This is a genomic window from Pseudomonas sp. TE36184 (genome assembly GCF_054060055.1).
Genome location: NZ_JBSSCU010000001.1, coordinates 6,046,972 through 6,064,099 on the forward strand (window position 1 = coordinate 6,046,972; position 17,128 = coordinate 6,064,099).

Sequence of the window (17,128 nt, forward strand, 5' to 3'; positions counted from 1 at the left end):
TCAAGGTCGCCAAATAGGCTACCTTGATGTAGAAAACGGCCCCTGAGTCGCCCACGAACCTGACTTTTTGCGGCGAAAGGAGACGCTATGATTTTCCCGGTACTCGATGGTCTCAAGCTGCACCAAGTGCTGGTACGCACGGTCAAGGAATTCGTCAACGACGAGATGTCCACCTACGCTTCGGCACTGGCCTACCAGATGCTGTTCTCGTTGTTTCCGTTCCTGCTGTTTCTCATTGCATTGATCGGTTTCCTGCATTTGCCGGACTTCTTCACCTGGCTGCGCCTGCAGTCGGAACTGGTGTTGCCGCCCCAGGCTCTCGAGCAGGTCAACCCGGTGATCGACCAGTTGCAGCAGTCCAAGGGTGGCCTGCTTTCGGTGGGTATCGTGATTGCCCTGTGGACCGCGTCGGCCGGCGTGCGCCTGATGATGAGCGCGATGAACGCCGCCTACGACGTGATCGAAGGCCGGCCGATCTGGAAGCGTTTCCCGCTGTCGGTTTTCTACACCGTTGGCATCGCTGGCATGTTGCTCGCCGCCGCCGCGCTGATGGTGCTCGGCCCGCAGGTCATGGAATGGCTGGCAGGGCAGATCGGCATGCAGGAATTCGTGGTCACGCTGTGGACCATCCTGCGCTGGCCGCTGATTGTGATCCTGCTGATGTTCGCCGTGGCCCTCATGTATTACGTGATGCCTGACGTGCAGCAGAAATTCCGCTTCATCACCCCTGGCTCGGTGCTGGCGGTGGTGGTGTGGATCGTCGCGTCCCTGGGCTTTGGCTACTACGTCAAAACCTTCGCCGACTACAACGCCATGTATGGCAGCATCGGCGCGATCATTGTTCTGCTCCTGTACTTCTATATTTCCGCCGCCGTGTTGTTGCTGGGGGCGGAGATGAATGCCGTGATCGAGCACATGTCGGCCGAAGGCAAGGACCCGGGAGAAAAGACATTCGATGAAAACACCCATGCCGGTGAAAAAAAGCACGTCTCCGGTCTTGGCCGAGACCATTCCAAGCCCACTCCCGATGAAGTCTGATTGATGATCCGTGAAATCCTGAAAATGGGCGATGAGCGCCTGCTGCGTATCGCCCCGCCGGTCCCGCCGGAAATGTTCGACAGCCCCGAACTGTGGCAACTGATCGATGACATGTTCCAGACCATGGAGCACGTCGGCGGTGTCGGCCTGGCCGCGCCGCAGATCGGTGTTGACCTGCAATTGGTGATCTTTGGTTTCGAGAGCAGCGAACGCTACCCGGAGGCGCCGGCCGTACCGCAGACGATTTTGATCAATCCACTGATCACGCCGCTCAGTCCGATCATGGAAGAGGGCTTCGAAGGCTGCCTGTCCGTGCCCGGTCTGCGTGGCGCGGTGGACCGTTACCAGCAGATCCGCTACGAAGGTTTCGACCCCAAGGGCGAACCGATCATCCGCATTGCCGATGGCTTCCATGCGCGGGTGGTGCAGCACGAGTGCGATCACCTGATCGGCCGCTTGTACCCGTCGCGGATTAGCGATTTCAGCAAGTTCGGGTTCATCGAGGTGATGTTCCCCGACATGGACCCGACGGCCGACGAGTAGCCTCCTGACACAACGCAACGCCAACCTCAGCTCCCACGGGAGGTTACAAGGCGCGTTCCATGCCCATCGCGATCATCGGCTTGTTGCGCTTGTAGCGCACCAACCGTTCGCTGAGGGACTGCGGCAGCACGGTATCCTGGGTGAAACCCATGCGTTGATACCAGCCTTCCAGGTCCGGATGACACATCAGCCAGACCGTACCCTCCCCATCGGCCACCGCTTGACGAATCAAGCGCGCCGCCAGCCCCTGACCGCGATAGGCCGGGTCGACAAACACCCCGGTCAGCCATTGCCCGCCCACCACCGGCGTCAGGCATAAGCCGGCGACGATCTCGCGGTCCCGCGCCACCCACAGACGTCCGCCCTTGAGTGCCTTCATCGGCGAATCGTGGTGACGATAAAACTTGTTCAGCAGCGGCCACAGGGGCTCTGCCAGCGGTTCGATGTGCAATTCGGGCATGGTGTTCAGGCAGGCGTTATCCAGGGCCGGGGATTATAAGCGCCTAATGTGCGGCAATAGGTGGTATACCCATTGTTACATCCCCTGTAAGTGGAGCATGCATCATGGCCAAAGGTATGGATTCAAAGAAAGCCGCGAAGAAGAAACCGGCAAAGACCGCCGATGAAAAACGCGCTGACAAGAAAGCCAAGAAATCCGAGACAGGGCTGTTCGGTCACTGAGTTGAACGTGTAGAAGCCTACGATCTGCAAGATGTTCCCGCCTTACCGCACAGAGCAGGACACACCTGCTCTGAGCTGTCGATGCCCAACTAGCGTGATGGCACCCAGTGCCGGGAAATCAACGTCCTGGCACACGTCGTTACTGCGCGATCGAATGGCCCCATTGGCCGGGTCGCTTAGATCGCGGCCAAGGTCTCTTTCACCGATTGCGCTTGTGGCTCTGCCGTCTTCACGGCTACCTGCTGCTCTTGCTGTTGCTTCAGACGATCAGCCACTTGCTTGGCGATTGCATCCTGTTTTTCCTGCGGCATTGTCTGCACCTCCGCCTCGGTCAACCCCTGCTCCTTGAGCAACTGTTCACGAATGCGTTCGGCCGGGGTTTTGCTCATGTAATCGGTGAAGTCTGCGCGCGCGGCACTCGTGGTAGAACCGGCTGCGGGCACATCCGTGGTCGTCGGGGTGGCGGCCGTTGAGGCCTGCAACTGCACGCGGGTCTTGGCGAAGGCTTCGTCGATGCGGTCGGCGGCCTTGTCCAGTTGGGTCTGCGCGGCGGGTACGCTCACACTTTGCTGCGCCGTTTGCAGGGCACCGCTGTACAGCGTGCTGGCGGCAGCGTTGGCGGGGTCCATGTCGGGGCGCTTGAGCTTTTCGACGGTCGACAAGGCTTGAGTGTTGTTGTTAATCAGCATGATCGGTCACCTATGCAAATGTTCGATGCGTCAGCTGGAGCAAATAGCGTGCCGGGTGCACAGCCCCGGTTTTACGGGGGGCTGGCATGGCGCTAGCGGCAAACATTGTTCTGGCGCCGGCCAAACGTTGCCGTCGACAGGCCATCTTGTGCAGTACCTTCCCGGTGGCAGGGCCGTTCAGTCGTGTTTGAAGTCCTCGACGATGAACGACCCGCTCGTGAAGTCCATTTCCAGGGCATGGTGAAGTGCCGCCGTTTTGGCCTTGAAGTGAAAGGACGCCTTCAGGACGCGGCCTTGCAGGTACAACACGGTGAATTTTCCGCTGGTTGCCAAATAGGTGCCCTGTTCGCCTGACCTCGTGTTGTCAAACTCAAGCTTTACCTTGTGGTCTTCACTGGTCGTTGCACCAATCTCGTAGGTCTCGCCTTCCTTGATATTTTGGTCAATGCTGATTTTAAGCAGGGCGAAGTCGGCCATGATCCCGACTGTTGAATTAAAGCCTGACCCGCCATTCAAATGAGCTACAAAGTCTGTGCTAAAGGGAACCGTCCATCCGGCTATCACCCCATAGATTGCATCGTTCTTACCCAATATCGAACCCATGATTGCTTCTCCATATTCAAGGGGCAATGTGTTGCACATTGCGTGTGCTTATGAATAGGCGAAGAGGAGAAACGGGGCTACTGTCAGACCTGACAGGTCCCTGCGCTTTCCTGACAGACGGTCTTTCGAGGTTTCGAAAAAAGCGTTTTGCCGATTCTGTCGCAGGCACCTGAGAGCTGTGCGTTGAGTCCTTTCACGTTGCCGTCTTTGTGATCAGTCATGGCCGTCGAGGGCGAAGGTCTTAAAGCCGGCATGCTGGCCAAGGCGCTGGTAATACGCGGCAACTGCCGGGTAGGACGGGCGCTCCATCGGCGTCATCTGCCAGCGGTGAACCGAGAGGCCGATGAGGATGTCAGCCAGGGTGAATTCGTCGCCAGCCACGTAGGCACCGGTCTTTGCCAATTGTTGTTCCAGCAGGCCCATCTTGTCGTGCCAGGCTTGCACGCCTGCCTTGATGCGCTGCGGGTCCTGATGATCGGGGCTGTTGCGCACCAGGGCCTGGAAGGCATAACCCCAGGACGGGTTGAGTTCGGTGGCTTGCCAGTCCATCCACTGCTCGACCCGGGCGCGGGGGGCGGGCTCGAGAGGCAGCAGGTCGTGGCGTTGGTAGAGGTTCACCAGATAGCGACAGATGGTGTTGGACTCCCACAGCACACCGTGGTCGTCGATCAGCACCGGCACTTGGGCGTTGGGGTTCAGGGCAAGGAATTCGGCGGATTGAGTCGGCTTGAAGCCGATGCCCCAGTCTTCGCGCACATAGTCGATGCCCAGTTCCTGGCAGGTCCAGAGCACTTTGCGCACGTTGATGGACGAAGCGCGACCCAAGATTTTCAGTGAGTGTCCCATGGTGCTTCCCTGACAGTGGAGAACGCTCAATCTAGCAGGGGGCGGACATTACGGCGATGCCTTCAAGCAGGCACGGTTAAAAATGTGTGTGGGGCCATGGCTTTGCCCACTGGCAATACGCTCAGCTCCCTCAACTGACGAATTGCCAAGGCCACATCGCAATGTCAGCCGCGTCCTACGTGCTCTCCCGCACCTGCAACTCAAACCCCATGTCCACCACCGGCTTGGCGATCTTGTTCCCCGCCATGACCGTCAGCAGATGCTCCGCCGCGCGCCGACCGATGGCCTCGCGCGGCGTGCTGATGCTGCTCAGGCGCGGCACCATGAAGGAGGAGGCGGGCAGGTCGTTGAAACCCAGCACGGCCACGCGCCCCGGGACGTTGATGCCGTGACGCAGGGCTTCGAGCAGCGCGCCCTGGGCCAGGTCGTCGTTGCCGAAGAAGATCGCATCCACATCCGGATGGGCCGCCAGCAACTGCAAGAACAACTCGCCGCCCAGGCCCACGGAGGAGGGGCGTGGCGTCAACAGTTCCAGCGCCGGGTCGTACAGCCCGGCCTGTTGCAACGCACGGCGGAAGCCTTCGCCGCGCAGCAAGGTGCGTTGGTCCAGTTGCGCGCCGATATACGCCAGGCGCTTGCGCCCACGGGACAGCAAATGCGCCGCCGCCGTCTCACCCGCCGCCAACTGCGAAAAGCCCACGCAGTTCACGCCAGCGTTGGGGTCCAGATCCATCATGTACACGCACGGCACATTGCTGGCCTCGACCATCCGTCGCGCGCTTTCGGTCCGATCGAACCCGGTCAGCAGCAAACCCCGCGGCTGGTAGGCCATGTAGTTGCGCAGCAAAGTCTCTTCTTCGTCGCGGGAATAGTGGGAGTTGCCGATCAGCACTTCAAAGCCCTTGGGCCGCAGCACCTGGTGGATCGCTTCGAGGGTTTCGATAAACAGCAGGTTGGACAGCGAGGGCACCAGCACCACCACCGAATGGCTCTGGGCCGAGGCCAGGGCGCGGGCGGCGGGGTTGACCACGTAGTTCAACTCGGCGGCGGCCCGTTGCACTTTTTCCACCAGTTCGGTGGCCACGGTGCTGATGCCACGCAAGGCGCGGGAAGCGGTAATCGGGCTGACGCCGGCCAGGCGGGCGACTTCATTGAGGGTCGGGCGACCCGTGGTGCGCGTATTTTTATCGTTCTTGGAGGTCATCAGGCGGCTTGCCAAACAAAAATCGAGGCACTAAGGTAGCGCTGTCTCCAAACGGCTGCAAATGCTTGAATGCTGGGTTGCCTGATCCAGTTCAAATGCTTGGAGCGGATGCACGCGTCACTCCATAAAAAAAGACAAGACGGCGCGGGAAAAGCCTGTTTTTGCACTAGCCTTACAGCGTGCAAAGGTAGCGCTATCTGCGTCCTGAGGTGTTTCATGAGTCAACCTGTTACCGCCCTGGTCATCATGGGTGTCGCCGGCTGCGGCAAGACCAGCGTCAGCGAGGCCGTGTGCCGCCTGAACGGTGCCACCGCCATTGAAGGCGACAGCTTTCACCCCGCCGCGAACATCGAAAAAATGAGCGCCGGCCACCCCCTCGACGACAACGACCGCGCCGGCTGGCTCGACATCCTGTGCGATGAGTTACGCCGTTCGCTCAAGGCCGGCGAACACCCGGTCCTCACCTGTTCCGCATTGAAAAAGAAATACCGCGACCACCTGCGCGAAGCCGCGCCGGGCCTGGGCTTTGTGTTTCTGGAACTGAACCGCGAAGTCGCCGCCGACCGCGTGTCCCATCGGCCCGGGCATTTCATGCCGGCAAGCCTGATCGACAGCCAGTTCGCCACCCTTGAGTCGCCCATCGGCGAGCCGCTGACCCTGGCCCTCAACGCCAGCGAAGACAGCGTCGAGGCGTTGGCCGAGCAAACCCATGCGTGGTGGTGCAAACACGGTTTTGAACCAGCTCATTAATTTTTGTGTCGGAAAAGATAGCGCTATCTCCGACAACAAATTCAACACCCGCTTTAATAACAACAACAAACAGGAGAGACCCCCATGTTTGGCATGTCCCACGAGTCCTACCTGCTGCTTGATGCAGTGGTCACTATCATTGGTCTGATCTTCTTGATCACCAAGTTCAAGGTTCACCCGTTTATCGCGTTGATCATCGCCGCCGGCTTCCTTGGCCTGACCTCGGGCATGCCCGTGGACAAGATCATCAAGGCCTTCCAGGACGGCTTCGGCGGGGTGCTCGGCTTTGTCGGCATTATCCTCGCGCTGGGTACGATGCTCGGCAAGATGATGGCCGAATCTGGCGGTGCCGATCAGATCGCCCAGACCCTGATCCGCGCCTTCGGCAAGGAAAAGGTCCAGTGGGCGATGATGTTCGCCGCGTTCCTGGTGGGTATCCCGCTGTTCTTCGAGATCGGTTTTGTGTTGCTGATCCCGCTGGTGTTTATCGTCGCGCGCCGTACCGGCGTGTCGCTGATCAAGATCGGCATCCCGCTGCTCGCCGGCCTGTCGGCGGTCCATGGCCTGGTGCCACCGCACCCGGGCCCGCTGCTGGCCATCGGCGTGTTTGGCGCGGACATCGGCAAGACCATTCTGTACGGCCTGATCGTCGCGCTGCCGACTGCCATCATCGCCGGCCCGATCTTCGGTACGTTTATCGCCAAGTACATCCCGGGCAACCCGTCCCAGGAACTGATCGACCAACTGGCCCGCGAGTCGGAGCACAAGACGCTGCCGAGCTTCAGCATCACCCTGATCACCGTGCTGCTGCCGGTGTTCCTGATGCTGCTGAAAACCTTCGCCGACATCGCCTTGGTCGACGGTCATGTGGTGCGCAACTGGATGGACATGATCGGTCACCCGATCAGTGCCTTGCTGCTGGCGTTGCTGCTGTCGCTGTACACCTTCGGTCATCGCCAGGGCATCCACTCCAAGCAGATCCTCAAGCTGCTCGACGCCAGCCTGGCGCCGACCGCCGCGATCATCCTGATCATCGGTGCCGGTGGTGGTTTCAAACAGATGCTGGTGACCAGCGGCGTGGGCGACGTGATCGGCCATATGGCGGTGAACGCGCAGATCAACCCGATCCTGCTGGCGTGGCTGGTGGCGGCGGTGATTCGGGTGGCGACCGGTTCGGCGACAGTCGCGACCATCACTGGCGCAGGCATCGTGGTGCCGGTGGTCGGCATGATTCCGGGGGTTAACCGCGAGCTACTGGTGTTGGCGACGGGGGCGGGTTCGTTGATCCTGTCTCACGTCAACGATGCGGGGTTCTGGCTGGTGAAGCAGTACTTCAACATGACCGTGGCCGAGACGTTCAAGACCTGGACGGCGATGGAGACCATCTTGTCGGTGGTGGCACTGATTTTCATCATGTTGCTGTCGTTGGTGGTGTGACAGCGACCGCGAATACCGCTTGTCGTAACTGGTACTTTTCACAGGTCCGGGTTTTTTCTGAATATGAGGGAATGAAACCCCAAATGTAATTCAGAAAAGGAAATGGCCATGACCAAGGAAAATGAACCCACGCAGGCACTGCCGCCTCAAATCCAGGCGCCGGCAGCCAATACGACTGTCCCTAGCCCTGTCACCATCTCCGGGTTAGTACCCCTGGTAGGTGCCACGGTAACAGTGGAGGACTCGACTGGTAAGTTGGGAGTTGCCGTTGCTATCGGACATAATTGGTCGCTCACCGTCGTTATGACTCCGGGCGCCCACCACATCTCGGCTTATGTTTCTTTTCCGGTGGTTTCAGGTAGTACCGAGCGAAAATTTGTCGTGAAGTAGTCTTTCAAGATAATGGGGCATGAATGCCCCATTACAGTTCGCAGTCAGACTCCAGTCCTGGGCACCAAGCCATCCGCCCTGAACATCCCGCGAATCCCGCGTACCGCCTGGCGAATCCGGTCCTGGTTCTCGATCAGCGCAAAGCGCACATGGTCGTCGCCATATTCACCAAAGCCAATCCCCGGCGACACGCACACCTTGGCTTCCAGCAGCAGCTTCTTGGCAAACTCCAGCGAGCCCATGGCGGCATACGCTTCGGGGATCTTGGCCCAGACGTACATCGACGCCTTGGGATTCTCCACCATCCAGCCCAACTCATGCAGGCCTTTGACCAGTACATTGCGGCGCTGGCGGTACTGCTCGGCGATGTCTTTCACGCACTGTTGGTCGCCTTCCAGCGCGGCAATCGCCGCCACTTGCAGCGGGGTGAAGGTGCCGTAGTCGTGGTAGCTCTTGATCCGCGCCAGGGCGTTGACCAGTTCTGCGTTGCCCACCATGAAACCAATGCGCCAGCCGGCCATGTTGTAGCTCTTGGACAGGGTGAAAAACTCCACCGCAATGTCCTTGGCGCCCGGCACCTGCATGATCGACGGGGCTTTCCAGCCGTCGTAGACGATGTCGGCGTAGGCCAGGTCATGCACCACCAGCACGTCGTACTGCTTGGCCAGGGCGATCACCCGCTCGAAGAAATCCAGCTCCACGCACTGCGCGGTCGGGTTGGACGGGAACCCCAGGATCATCATCTTCGGCTTGGGAATCGAACCGCGAATCGCCCGTTCCAGCTCGGCGAAAAAGTCCACGCCCGGAATCAACGGCACCGAACGCACCTGGGCGCCGGCAATCACGGCACCGTAGATATGAATCGGGTAGCTCGGGTTGGGCACCAGTACGGTGTCGCCCTGGTCCAGGGTGGCCAGCATCAAGTGCGCCAGGCCTTCCTTGGAACCGATGGTGACGATGGCTTCCGACTCGGGGTCGATATCCACTTCATAACGGTCCTTGTACCAGCGCGAAATCGCCCGGCGCAGGCGCGGAATGCCTTTGGAGGTGGAGTAGCCGTGGGTGTCTTCACGCTGGGCGACGGTGACCATTTTTTCCACGATATGTGGTGGGGTCGGGCCGTCAGGGTTGCCCATGCTCAAGTCGATGATATCTTCGCCGCGCCGACGCGCAGCCATCTTCAGCTCGGCAGTGATATTGAAAACGTAGGGGGGGAGTCGATCTATGCGCGCAAAGCGGCGCGGCAAACCTTGGTCGGCCATTGTTGCCTCGAAAGTACGTAAGCGCCCGGAACCGTCCGAGCGACGTCGGCCACTGCGGTGGCCTGCGGGGCAGACAATACGGTTGATGATGGCCAGTTGTCCAGATGCGTAGGAAAAATTTCTACATGCAGTGCAATCCGGATATCCCCCTATACTCAATACGGGTTTGTTCTCTCATAAGAAGGAGACTGTTCAGATGGATCAGCAGACGCAACAACCGTTAGAGCCGCGCATGGAAGAGGGCAAGGCCCTGGTGATCGCCGGGGTGCAAGGGCATTATTCGAAGGCCACCATCGGGGATATTCCCAAGTTGTGGGGCGTGTTTGACGAGAGCGTCAAATACATCAAAAAGCGTTTGGGCGGCTTTACCTACGGGGTTTGTCATAACCCCAGACACGATGAGTTCGACTACATCGCAGGGGTTGAAGTCCCCGCCAAGGGTGATGTGCCGAGCAATTTCGAGTTCATCGAAATCCCGCCGCATCACTATGCCGTGTTCGCGCACTACGGCGAGGTGCACGCGTTGCCGCAGACCTACGAGCGGATCATGTTCGAATGGTTGCCGCATTCCGGGTACAAGGTTGCCGGCGTGGATTTCGAGCGGTACAGCGCGGATTTTGATGTGAGAAAGGGCCTCGGCACCGTTGAGGTCTGGCTGCCTGTGGAAGCAAAGGCCTGAAACGCCGGCCGAAGATGATGGCGACTCTTCGGCCGTTTTTCCTGCGCGGGAATGCTCATGATCCAGCGTCCCCTCAAGCGTTGGTCGCTGTCATCTCAACGTGACATCTACTGCGGCTCCAAGCCCCGACTCAAACGGCGCTCATACCCGACCCGCCCTTTGTACGCCTCCCCGCGATCCACCCAGCCCAGCCCCAGGTACAAGCCCATCGCCGCGACATTGTGCGTGTCCACCGACAACTCCAGCGCCTTGATCTGCGGCCAGGCCTGAAGCGCCGCCGCGGGTAGCGCCTGCAGGCAGGCTTTGCCAAATCCCCGGCCCTGTTGGCTGCGATCCACCTGTAACGCGTGCAGCGTGGCGCTGTGGGCATCGGCCCAATGGGGCAGGCATGGCGGGCATTTGAGCAGGAGGAAGGCCACGGGCACATCGTCGGCCAGCAGCGCAAAGCCTTTGATGCCGGGGCTGGGGTTGACCAGCAGGGTGTTGAGTGCGCAATACATGTCGCCGCAAAACGGCAACTGCTCAGGGTGAACTTCGATCGCGCCGACTTGCTGTGTTTGCACAGCGTTCAGCGCCTCGTAGGCGACAAGGCGGGTTTGCATCGGGGCGTCCGAACGGCTGCAAGAAAGGGCGCAGTCTATCGGGTTTGCACGCTGCGAGAATTTTTTTCAGCGCGCTGTCGATCGGGCGACGGGCCATTCGACTAAGGGTGTCTCTGAAGATTTTCACCCCCCAGGAGTATCGCCATGAACACTGCAATCCACACCCTGATCAAACAATGGAAACAAGCCGTCGTCGCCAAGGACATCGATAAGATTGTCAGCTTTTACGCCGACGATATCATCGCGTTCGACGCGGTTAGCGCCCTGCAGTTCAAGGGCAAGGCGGCCTACCGCGCGCACTGGCAGGCGTGCATGGAAGTCTGCCCCGGCCCCGGTGTGTTCGACTTCCATGAGTTGCATATCGTCGCCGCCGACAACAGCGCCTTTGCCCATTGGCTGGCTCACTGCGGTGGCACCGGCCCGGACGGCGTGCTCAAGACCTGCTGGATGCGCGTCACCGTCGGTTACCAGCGTGTCGACGGCCAATGGAAGGTGGTGCATGAGCATTGGTCGGCCCCCTTCGACATGGCCACCGGCGTCGCGCTGTTCGACCTGAAACCTTGAGCCCCGCGAACTATAGTCAGTAGTCCGAAAACGGAGAACGCCATGAAATACCTGTGCCTGATCTACAGCAACGAACAGGTGCTGCACACCGCGCCGGACAGCCCGGCCGACCCGGAGTGCTTCGCCTACGCGCAGTCCGTCGAAAAGAGCGGGCGCATGCTCGCCGCCGAGCCGCTGGAGTCGGTGAGCACCGCCACCACTGTGCGTATGCGCAATGGCAAGCTGTCGATCACCGACGGGCCGTTTGCCGAAACCAAGGAGCAGCTCGCGGGGTTTTACCTGATCGAAGCCCGGGACTTGAACGAAGCGCTCCAGGTCGCCGGCGGCATTCCGGCGGCCCGGGTCGGCAGTGTGGAAGTACGCCCCGTGCGCCAATTGAATCTCTGAACACAAAACACCCATAAACAGGAGGTTTACCCATGAACACTCAACCTGCCGAATGTGAAAGGTCCATCAAACCTGGGGGCGACGCGCCCAATCGCCCGGTGACCCAGGATCTGCCCGATTGACCCCTCCGATCGAGACGATTTACCGCCGCGAATCACGGCGCGTGCTGGCGACGCTGATTCGCTTGCTCGGCGATTTCGACCTGGCCGAGGAAGCGCTGCACGAGGCGTTCCTGGTCGCCATGCAGCGCTGGGAGCACGACGGCGTGCCGAGCAATCCACGGGCGTGGCTGGTCTCGACCGGGCGCTTCAAGGCCATCGATCGCCTGCGCCGCCAGGCCCGTTTCACCCCGTTATTGCAGGCGCAGGCCGATGCGCTGGCAGCGGCCGATTGGGACGACGAAGACGTGGAAGACGACCGCCTGCGCCTGATCTTCACCTGCTGCCACCCGGCGCTGGCGGCTGACGCCCAAGTGCCGTTGACCTTGCGTGAAATCTGCGACCTGACCACCGAAGAAATCGCCCGCGCCTTTCTGGTCCCGCCGGCCACCATCGCCCAGCGGATCGTGCGGGCCAAGGGCAAGATCCGCGAGGCGAAGATTCCCTATCAGGTGCCGTCGCTGGCCGAATTGCCCGAGCGCCTCGACAGCGTGCTGCGTGTGATTTACCTGGTGTTCAACGAGGGCTACTCGGCGTCGATGGGCGCGGATCTCACGCGCGACGACCTGACCCGTGAAGCCATCCGCCTCGGCCGTTTGTTGCTGGAGTTGCTGCCGGAGCCGGAAGTCATGGGCTTGCTGGCATTGATGCTGCTGCACGAGTCGCGCCGCCCGGCGCGGACCTCGGCCAGCGGCGAATTGGTGCTCTTGGACGAACAGGACCGAGCATTGTGGGATGCGTCCCTGATTGCCGAAGGCTGTGCGCTGGTGGAGCAAGCGCTGACGACCCGGCGCTTTGGGCCCTATGGCTTACAGGCGGCGATTGCGGCGGTACATGCCGAAGCGCCCAGTGCCGAGCACACCGACTGGCCGCAGATTGTCGGGCTATACGATGTGTTGCTCCGCACCGTGCCGTCGCCCGTGATCGAACTGAACCGCGCAGTGGCGCTGGCCATGCGCGATGGGCCGTTGGCCGGGTTGCAACAGGTGGAGGCGATTCTGGCGCGGGGCGAATTGCTGGACTATCACCTGGCGTATTCGGCGCGTGGCGAATTCTGCCGACAATTGGGGCGGCTGGACGAGGCGCGGCTGGCGTATGAAAAAGCCCTGTCTCTGACCCGGCAAACCCCGGAAAAGCACTTCCTCGAGCGCCGCCTGGCCAGCCTGACCCCGATCTAGCGTCCAACGCATTTCCACTGTGGGACCACCAAGCCCTGCCTGCTCTGGACGAACTCAATCGAGCATCTGCCCCAACAACCAACTCCCCGCAGGCCCCGGCGGATATTGCCGCGACCACAGCGCATCCACCGCCACCGAGCGCGGCCAACTGCGCACGCTCAGTTCAATCAGCCCGGCATTGCCAAAGCGTTCCACCAACCAGCGCGGCAGTGCGGCCCAGCCAAAACCGAGCTGGGCCATTTCCATCAGCATCAGAAAACTCGGCGCCGACCAGACGCGGCCCATGGGGCGGGTTTCATTCGGGTTGATGATGCTCGCCAGGCGCAGCTCACGGTGTTGCTGCAACACCTGTTGGTTGACGCTTTCCAGGCTGGCCAAAGGATGCGTGGGCGCGACGAACAGGGCAATTTCCGTGCGCTCTTCCACCGGCGAACGGCTCAGGTCGGGTGGGTAAACCTCCTGGGCCTCGACCAGGGCAATCTGGGCCCGGCCACTTTGCACCAGGGCTATCAGGTCTTCGCACTCGGCGATCAGCCATTCCAGTTCCAGGTCGGGGTAGCGTTGCTCAAAGGCCTTGAGCGCAAGTTCGAAGCGCTCCGACTGGTAGGTGTCAGACATCGCAATCGTCACTTTCGCCTCCAACCCCTGGGATAGCTGACTTGCCGCCAACGCCAGCCGACTGCTCGCCTCCAGCACCTGCTCGGCGCGTTGCAGCAGCACGTGGCCAGCGGCGGTCAGCGTCGGCTTGCGGCTGCTGCGGTCGAACAGCAGCACATCGAGGTCAATCTCCAGGCTCGCCACCGCCGCGCTGACGGTGGACTGGCTCTTGCCCAGCTTGCGTGCCGCCGCAGAAAACGAGCCTTGGGTCGCGGCCTGAACAAAGGCCTGGAGCACTTCATGGGAGGCCATGACTATCGCCTTTATCGATGGTTATTGGTTATGAAGTATCGATACAAAACGCAATGATGGCAACACAGTCACTCACGGAGCCGGGGCATGAACCCTACCAAGTCGATTACTGAACGTGTGTGCCAGGCCATCGGTTTCGAGGCCCTGGCGTTGTTGATCTGCACGCCGTTGCTGGCGTGGATCATGGACAAGCCCGCGGTGGAAATGGGCATGGTCACCCTGGCAATCAGCCTGATGGCGCTGACCTGGAACGTGATTTTCAACGGCCTGTTCGACCGCCTCAAGGCACGCCTGCAACTGGCCAACAACGGCTGGACCCGAGTGTTGCACGCCTTGCTGTTTGAAGGCGGGCTGGTCCTGATGTGCGTGCCGTTGATCGCCGCGTGGTTGAACATCAGCCTGCTGCAGGCGTTTATCCTCGATATCGGCGTGTTGCTGTTTTTCCTGCCGTACACCTACGTGTACCACTGGGGCTACGACGTGATGCGCGAAAAGCTCTTACAGAAACATGCCGCCCGAAGCCTCGATCCGCTGGCCGGTGATCCAGTGGCTACCGTCCGCCAGCAGGCTGGCAATGGCCCCGCCGATATCATCCGGTAACCCGGCGCGGCCCAGGGCGGTGTTATTGGCGACCATCGCGTTGAGGTTGGCGTTGTCGCGCACGGCACCGCCGCCGAAGTCGGTTTCGATGGCGCCCGGCGCGAGGATATTGACGCTGATACCGCGCGCGCCGAGCTCTTTGGCCTGGTAGCGGGTCAGCACTTCCATGGCGCCTTTCATCGCCGCATACGCGGCATAGCCGGGCAGGCTGAAACGGGCGAGGCCGCTGGAGATATTGAGGATGCGGCCACCGTCACGGATCAGCGGCAGCAGTTTCTGGGTCAGAAAAAACGGGCCTTTGAATTGAATCGCGACCAGTTGGTCGAACTGCGCTTCGCTGGTCTCGGCAAAGCTGGCGTGGATGCCGATACCGGCGTTGTTGATCAGAAAGTCGAAATCATCCCGTGCGAAAACACGCTTGAGCACGCCGCCGACGGCTTCGACGAACGCGTCGAAGGTGGCGCTCTGGCTCACATCCAGTTTCAGCATGGCGGCGCGGCCGCCCCATTGTTCGATCTGCTCGACCACTGCCTGGGCTTCATCCGCCTGGCTGTGGTAAGTGCCGATGATATCCACGCCTTGTGCGGCCAGGCGCAACGCGGCGCTTCTACCCAGGCCGCGGCTGGCGCCGGTGATCAGTGCGATTTTGCGGGTCATGGTGCAGTCCTCTGAGGTGATCGTGGGAATGAGTGTATTTGTCCGCCTGTAACGTGATAAACAGCGGTAAAGCGAAATCACTGGCCGGAAAAAGCGAACAATCCCATGAACAAACTGGAGTTGCTGCGCACCTTCGTGCGCGTCACCGAACTGTCGAGTTTCACCGGCGCCGGCGAGAGCCTGGGCCTGCCGCGTTCCACGGTGTCCGAGCATGTGCAGGCACTGGAAGAACTGCTCGGCGCGCGCCTGCTGCAGCGCACCACGCGCAAGGTGCAGGCGACCCAGGACGGCCGTGTGCTGTATGAACGCAGCAAGGACTTGCTTGCGCACATGGAGGAACTGGAGGGCTTGTTTCGCCAGGACGAAACACAACTGACCGGACGCATTCGGGTGGACCTGCCGACCATGATGGCGCGGGATTTGATCCTGCCGCGCCTGCCGCATTTCATGGACGCGCACCCGTTGATCGAGCTGGAAATCAGCGCCACCGACCGTCAGGTCGACCTGCTGGCCGAGGGGTTCGATTGCGTGCTGCGCGTCGGTGCGCAGCCGGACCAGTCGGTGGTCGCCCGGTTGTTGTGCAGCATGCCGATGATCAACTGCGTGAGCGCGGGCTACCTGCAACGCTATGGCGTGCCGCGGACGCTGGCCGACCTGGCCGACCACCACTTGGTGCATTACGTGCGCCCGCTGGGTTCGCGCTCGGCGGGGTTCGAATACCTGCAGGGCAACAAGGTGCAGCACCTGCCCATGGCCGGGCGGGTCACGGTCAACAGCACCGATGCCTACAAGTCGGCTTGCCTGGGCGGTTTCGGGATTATCCAAGTGCCGGCCCTGGGCATTGGCGATCAGTTGGCCAGTGGCGAACTGGTGGCGGTTTTGCCGGAATACCCGGCGCCGCCGTTGGACGTGTCCCTGCTCTATGCCGGGCAGCGGCATTTACCGCTGCGGGTGCGGGTGTTCATGGACTGGTTGGCGGCGACGCTGCAAGCCCAACTCTAACGCCGCGCCGACAACTGCTGCGGGGCCAGGAAGGCGTCGTGGAAGTAGTCCCGGAACGCCTGCATCGCCGGGGTAAATGCGCGCTCGCGGTGCCAGGCCAGGCCGACGCTCATGGGCGTCACCGGGTCGGTCACGGTCAGGGTTTCGATGCGCTTGCCTTCCAGGGACCAGGGCCGATGCACCAGGTCCGACAGGATCGCCACGCCGCTGCCATTGGCGACCATGCTGCGCACTGCTTCCACCGAACTGGTGCGCAGCCGCACCTTGGGCGTTTGCCCGGCCTGTTCCCAGTAGCGCATGGCGCTGTGTTCGGCTTCGTCGACGGTCAGCAGAATGTAGGGCTCGCGGGCCACGTCCGCCAAGCTGACGGCGCCGCGTTCGCACAACGGGTGATGGCTGGGCAGCCACAGGCGGCGTTCGGAGTTGAAGAGGATTTCCGACACGATATCCGCGTGGGTGAGGTTGGCGGTGAGCACCACCGCCATGTCGAACTGGCCGTCGAGCAGGCCGTGTTCGATGGCCTGGCGCTCCTGCTCGAACACCTCGATGGTCACGTCCGGGTGCCAGTGTTCCATGCGCTGCAGATGGTGCGGCAGGAAGTAACCGAGCACCGTGTAACTGGCGGCGACCCTTAGCACGCCGCTGGCGCGGTAGTCGGGCAATGGGCTGTTCAGCGCGTCGTCGACACTGCGCACGATCACGTAGGCGCGGTTGAGAAAGTGCCGCCCGGCGTCGGTCAGGTTCATGCCCTGGGCCGAACGCACAAACAATTGCACGCCGAGCATCGCCTCCAGTTCCTTGATCGCCGTGGTCACGGCCGATTGGGAGATGTTCAGGTGAATCGCCGCCTGGGAAATCTGGCCGATCTCGGCGGTGGCGACGAAGTAGCGGATTTGGCGCAAGGTCAGCGACATGGAGATATCTGTTTTTCAGAAGATAGGCCATCTGA

General features: G+C 61.1%; 21 protein-coding genes. 11 read left to right on the forward strand and 10 right to left on the reverse strand.

Features of this window, described 5'->3' with window-relative positions:
- Window positions 1-87: 87 nt before the first annotated feature.
- A complete protein-coding gene (locus ACVWZP_RS27380; protein ID WP_046382291.1) occupies window positions 88-1,038 on the forward strand; it encodes a YihY/virulence factor BrkB family protein in 951 nt (316 codons plus the stop codon).
- 3 nt (window positions 1,039-1,041) lie between these two features.
- The gene (gene def, locus ACVWZP_RS27385; RefSeq protein WP_108524469.1) at window positions 1,042-1,581 is read left to right on the forward strand and encodes a peptide deformylase; all 540 of its coding nucleotides are present in this window, start codon (window positions 1,042-1,044) and stop codon (window positions 1,579-1,581) included.
- 43 nt (window positions 1,582-1,624) lie between these two features.
- Here def and ACVWZP_RS27390 read toward each other — a convergent pair whose 3' ends face one another.
- From ACVWZP_RS27390 to gntR, 5 genes are all read right to left on the reverse strand, one after another.
- A complete protein-coding gene (locus ACVWZP_RS27390; RefSeq protein WP_046382292.1) occupies window positions 1,625-2,041 on the reverse strand; it encodes a GNAT family N-acetyltransferase in 417 nt (138 codons plus the stop codon).
- Between the two features lie 397 nt (window positions 2,042-2,438).
- Window positions 2,439-2,951 (reverse strand): hypothetical protein, encoded by a 513-nt coding sequence (locus tag ACVWZP_RS27395; RefSeq protein ID WP_017847203.1) that lies wholly within the window; start codon window positions 2,949-2,951, stop codon window positions 2,439-2,441.
- Between the two features lie 177 nt (window positions 2,952-3,128).
- Window positions 3,129-3,554, reverse strand: a complete 426-nt coding sequence (locus tag ACVWZP_RS27400; protein ID WP_301556538.1) for a hypothetical protein — start codon at window positions 3,552-3,554, stop codon at window positions 3,129-3,131.
- 213 nt (window positions 3,555-3,767) lie between these two features.
- On the reverse strand, window positions 3,768-4,400 hold the full coding sequence (locus tag ACVWZP_RS27405) for a glutathione S-transferase family protein (protein WP_017847205.1): 633 nt from the start codon (window positions 4,398-4,400) through the stop codon (window positions 3,768-3,770).
- Between the two features lie 175 nt (window positions 4,401-4,575).
- Window positions 4,576-5,607 (reverse strand): HTH-type transcriptional regulator GntR, encoded by a 1,032-nt coding sequence (gene gntR, locus ACVWZP_RS27410; protein ID WP_162231529.1) that lies wholly within the window; start codon window positions 5,605-5,607, stop codon window positions 4,576-4,578.
- A 213-nt stretch (window positions 5,608-5,820) separates the two neighbouring features.
- On the opposite strand from gntR, the gene ACVWZP_RS27415 reads away from it, so the two are divergent.
- From ACVWZP_RS27415 to ACVWZP_RS27425, 3 genes are all read left to right on the forward strand, one after another.
- Window positions 5,821-6,354, forward strand: a complete 534-nt coding sequence (locus ACVWZP_RS27415) for a gluconokinase (protein ID WP_046382296.1) — start codon at window positions 5,821-5,823, stop codon at window positions 6,352-6,354.
- Window positions 6,355-6,438: 84 nt separating this feature from the next.
- Complete coding sequence (locus ACVWZP_RS27420; protein ID WP_046382297.1) at window positions 6,439-7,791, forward strand: GntP family permease; 1,353 nt, start codon at window positions 6,439-6,441, stop codon at window positions 7,789-7,791.
- 108 nt (window positions 7,792-7,899) lie between these two features.
- A complete protein-coding gene (locus ACVWZP_RS27425; RefSeq protein ID WP_457370284.1) occupies window positions 7,900-8,181 on the forward strand; it encodes a hypothetical protein in 282 nt (93 codons plus the stop codon).
- Between the two features lie 44 nt (window positions 8,182-8,225).
- Here ACVWZP_RS27425 and alaC read toward each other — a convergent pair whose 3' ends face one another.
- Window positions 8,226-9,443 carry an alanine transaminase gene (alaC, locus tag ACVWZP_RS27430; RefSeq protein ID WP_057004502.1) on the reverse strand — a complete coding sequence of 406 codons (1,218 nt, stop codon included), beginning with the start codon at window positions 9,441-9,443 and terminating at the stop codon, window positions 8,226-8,228.
- Window positions 9,444-9,639: 196 nt separating this feature from the next.
- On the opposite strand from alaC, the gene ACVWZP_RS27435 reads away from it, so the two are divergent.
- Window positions 9,640-10,122 (forward strand): GyrI-like domain-containing protein, encoded by a 483-nt coding sequence (locus ACVWZP_RS27435; protein WP_079444565.1) that lies wholly within the window; start codon window positions 9,640-9,642, stop codon window positions 10,120-10,122.
- Between the two features lie 107 nt (window positions 10,123-10,229).
- Here ACVWZP_RS27435 and ACVWZP_RS27440 read toward each other — a convergent pair whose 3' ends face one another.
- Entirely contained in the window at window positions 10,230-10,724 is a 495-nt protein-coding gene (locus ACVWZP_RS27440) for a GNAT family N-acetyltransferase (RefSeq protein WP_017847211.1), read from the reverse strand.
- A 144-nt stretch (window positions 10,725-10,868) separates the two neighbouring features.
- Here ACVWZP_RS27440 and ACVWZP_RS27445 point away from each other — a divergent pair, with 144 nt between their 5' ends.
- From ACVWZP_RS27445 to ACVWZP_RS27455, 3 genes are all read left to right on the forward strand, one after another.
- Window positions 10,869-11,288 (forward strand): YybH family protein, encoded by a 420-nt coding sequence (locus ACVWZP_RS27445; RefSeq protein ID WP_046382301.1) that lies wholly within the window; start codon window positions 10,869-10,871, stop codon window positions 11,286-11,288.
- A gap of 42 nt (window positions 11,289-11,330) precedes the next feature.
- The gene (locus ACVWZP_RS27450) at window positions 11,331-11,675 is read left to right on the forward strand and encodes a YciI family protein (protein ID WP_177034248.1); all 345 of its coding nucleotides are present in this window, start codon (window positions 11,331-11,333) and stop codon (window positions 11,673-11,675) included.
- Window positions 11,676-11,793: 118 nt separating this feature from the next.
- Window positions 11,794-13,011: an RNA polymerase sigma factor gene (locus ACVWZP_RS27455; RefSeq protein WP_457370285.1), complete on the forward strand. Its 1,218-nt coding sequence runs from the start codon at window positions 11,794-11,796 to the stop codon at window positions 13,009-13,011.
- Window positions 13,012-13,065: 54 nt separating this feature from the next.
- Here ACVWZP_RS27455 and ACVWZP_RS27460 read toward each other — a convergent pair whose 3' ends face one another.
- Window positions 13,066-13,920, reverse strand: coding sequence for a LysR family transcriptional regulator (locus tag ACVWZP_RS27460; RefSeq protein WP_017847215.1), 855 nt, complete (start codon window positions 13,918-13,920; stop codon window positions 13,066-13,068).
- A gap of 87 nt (window positions 13,921-14,007) precedes the next feature.
- Here ACVWZP_RS27460 and ACVWZP_RS27465 point away from each other — a divergent pair, with 87 nt between their 5' ends.
- Complete coding sequence (locus ACVWZP_RS27465) at window positions 14,008-14,520, forward strand: multidrug/biocide efflux PACE transporter (protein WP_046382304.1); 513 nt, start codon at window positions 14,008-14,010, stop codon at window positions 14,518-14,520.
- Here the strand turns inward: ACVWZP_RS27465 and ACVWZP_RS27470 are convergent.
- Window positions 14,419-15,177 (reverse strand): SDR family NAD(P)-dependent oxidoreductase, encoded by a 759-nt coding sequence (locus tag ACVWZP_RS27470; protein ID WP_046382305.1) that lies wholly within the window; start codon window positions 15,175-15,177, stop codon window positions 14,419-14,421. The two genes, ACVWZP_RS27465 and ACVWZP_RS27470, sit on opposite strands and share 102 nt — an antisense overlap.
- Window positions 15,178-15,282: 105 nt before the next feature.
- Between ACVWZP_RS27470 and ACVWZP_RS27475 the strand changes: the two genes are divergently transcribed.
- Window positions 15,283-16,179 carry a LysR family transcriptional regulator gene (locus ACVWZP_RS27475; RefSeq protein ID WP_457370286.1) on the forward strand — a complete coding sequence of 299 codons (897 nt, stop codon included), beginning with the start codon at window positions 15,283-15,285 and terminating at the stop codon, window positions 16,177-16,179.
- Here the strand turns inward: ACVWZP_RS27475 and ACVWZP_RS27480 are convergent.
- Window positions 16,176-17,093 carry a LysR family transcriptional regulator gene (locus ACVWZP_RS27480; protein ID WP_017847219.1) on the reverse strand — a complete coding sequence of 306 codons (918 nt, stop codon included), beginning with the start codon at window positions 17,091-17,093 and terminating at the stop codon, window positions 16,176-16,178. The two genes, ACVWZP_RS27475 and ACVWZP_RS27480, sit on opposite strands and share 4 nt — an antisense overlap.
- Window positions 17,094-17,128: the final 35 nt, after the last annotated feature.